Annotated in this window: 4 protein-coding genes; 3 read left to right on the plus strand and 1 reads right to left on the minus strand. The window is 35.2% G+C overall.

Translation table 11 applies throughout. The features are described 5' to 3' along the window. On the plus strand, nucleotides 1-156 hold a 156-nt coding region (locus AC1DPQ_RS26605; RefSeq protein ID WP_477611414.1), incomplete at its 5' end, for a histone H1. Between the two features lie 94 nt (nucleotides 157-250). On the opposite strand, the gene AC1DPQ_RS26610 is transcribed toward AC1DPQ_RS26605, so the two are convergent. Next, complete coding sequence (locus AC1DPQ_RS26610; RefSeq protein WP_477581849.1) at nucleotides 251-976, minus strand: LytR/AlgR family response regulator transcription factor; 726 nt, start codon at nucleotides 974-976, stop codon at nucleotides 251-253. Between the two features lie 122 nt (nucleotides 977-1,098). On the opposite strand from AC1DPQ_RS26610, the gene AC1DPQ_RS26615 reads away from it, so the two are divergent. Then, on the plus strand, nucleotides 1,099-1,320 hold the full coding sequence (locus AC1DPQ_RS26615; RefSeq protein ID WP_477581847.1) for a cold-shock protein: 222 nt from the start codon (nucleotides 1,099-1,101) through the stop codon (nucleotides 1,318-1,320). A 310-nt stretch (nucleotides 1,321-1,630) separates the two neighbouring features. Next, nucleotides 1,631-1,844 (plus strand): anthrone oxygenase family protein (locus tag AC1DPQ_RS26620; RefSeq protein ID WP_477611413.1); only part of this gene is annotated, 214 nt, incomplete at its 3' end.

Genomic DNA, 1,844 nt, shown 5'->3' on the forward strand with positions numbered 1-1,844 from the left:
GATCTAATCTCTTCTGTTGAAGCAGATGCAACTAAATTTTATGATGGTGGTAATGCAGCAGCAGGTACACGTGTACGTAAAGCAATGCAAGACCTAAAAGTTTTAGCCCAAGAAATTAGAGCTGAAGTAACTGATAAAAAAAATAGCGCTAAATAATTTGTTTTCGCTTTTAAAAAGAAAGCCCGCGTGTTACGTGGGCTTTCTTTTTATATGCTAGTCTAGGCCATAGCCTTTTATCTATCCTTAACCGTTATTTATTCCGTTTACTGGTAATAAGTTTATCGGTGAAGAAATCCCGGAAATCATTGTAGTAGAGGTCGCCAACAGTAAAGCTGGTATGGTTAGAAAGTGTTACTCTTGTTCCCTCAACATGTAAAATATGATTGATGGAAATAATATACCCCCTATGCAGCTGGATGAAGCCCTTTTTAAGGTTCAGTTGTTCTTTAACATCTTTCAAACTTAAATAAGCAATAATTATCTTCTCTTTTGTATGTATTTTGATATAGTTGTGGAAACTTTCAAAAGCAATTATATCTGCATACCGCACTAAAACCGCTTTGTGGTCTTCTGATTTATTTTTGACCAAAAAATAAGTTTCCTGCCCTATATTTTCTATTTCTTCCTCAAAAACACGGTTTACCGTTAAGGCAAATTTAGCATATCCATAAGGTTTAAGTAAATACGCATCTGCTTCTGCTTCGAATGCTTCAAAGGCATATTCTTCATGAGAGGTGGTAAATATCAGTTTCCTGGTTTTGGAGCGGATTGCTTTAGAAAGTTCGATTCCCGAAATCTGTGGCATTTGAATGTCCATAAATATCACATCTACCTGGTCAATCTTTTTAAGCTCGTTCAAGGCCACCACCGGATCGGTGTAACTCGCCAGAAGCTTCATATTCGGAGTATCTGCTATATATTTTTCAAGCCCCGAAATTGAGTTTTGTTGGTCATCAATGGCTATACACTTAATCATTTGTTAATTTTCCTTTGTATACATAACGAAATTACGCCTTTTCATACCGAAAATAGAACGCTTTATCCTGTTTCGTAGTAAATTTTCTTTCAGTTGGCTAATTTAGGGTAAAAAATTGCGTTATGATGTATACAGGAGTGATTAAATGGTATAATCCGATACGAGGTTTCGGATTTATTGCACCCGATGATGGAAGGGAAATGGTTTATGCAGATAACCAGAAATTGATAGGGATTTACCGTCGTTCTTTAGTTGTAGGAACCAAAGTTCGCTTTAATTTAGAACAAGGGCAGGTAGGATGCCAAGCTACTGATATTGTAGTTCTAAATATAGGTTCTGATTAACATTTGCACCGATCTATAACGAAAACAGACCGATCTATGTAACCTAGTGCTGAAGATAAAGACAGAATGCGATCTTCGTTTACAATCAATGAAAATGTAGAAATTTTAATCTAGACGGCGTTTGTTTGGGAGCAATAAACATTAAAATTTTTTATTTAACATCTACCTATTAACTTTTCATATCTAGATTATCTCTCTTCCTATCTAAATTAGCGCTCTTTTTTAGATAGGAATTATTTTTTTTCAGCTAACGTTTTTGCTTAAATTCGTCATACTCCTTAGGGTAAGGATATATTTAAAGCAATTGTTTATGAATTTCAAAACCTTGGTTCTTTTGTTGAGTACAGTTTCTACTGCACTTATTGGTGGTCTTTTTTATGCGTACTCTTGTTCGGTTATTCCAGGCCTTGCACGTCTTTCTGATGCTTCTTTTTTACAAGCCATGCAATCAATCAACCGGGCTATTTTAAATCCGTTGTTTTTTATTTCTTTTATGGGTACGCTAGTCATATTACCCATAAGTG

This window comes from Pedobacter sp. 01T416_2 (assembly GCF_056398925.1).

Coding starts and splice junctions, on each gene's coding strand:
- AC1DPQ_RS26610 (WP_477581849.1), bottom strand. CDS start 976: ATGATTAAGTGTATAGCCATTGATGACCAACAAAACTCAATTTCGGGG.
- AC1DPQ_RS26615 (WP_477581847.1), top strand. CDS start 1,099: ATGATGTATACAGGAGTGATTAAATGGTATAATCCGATACGAGGTTTC.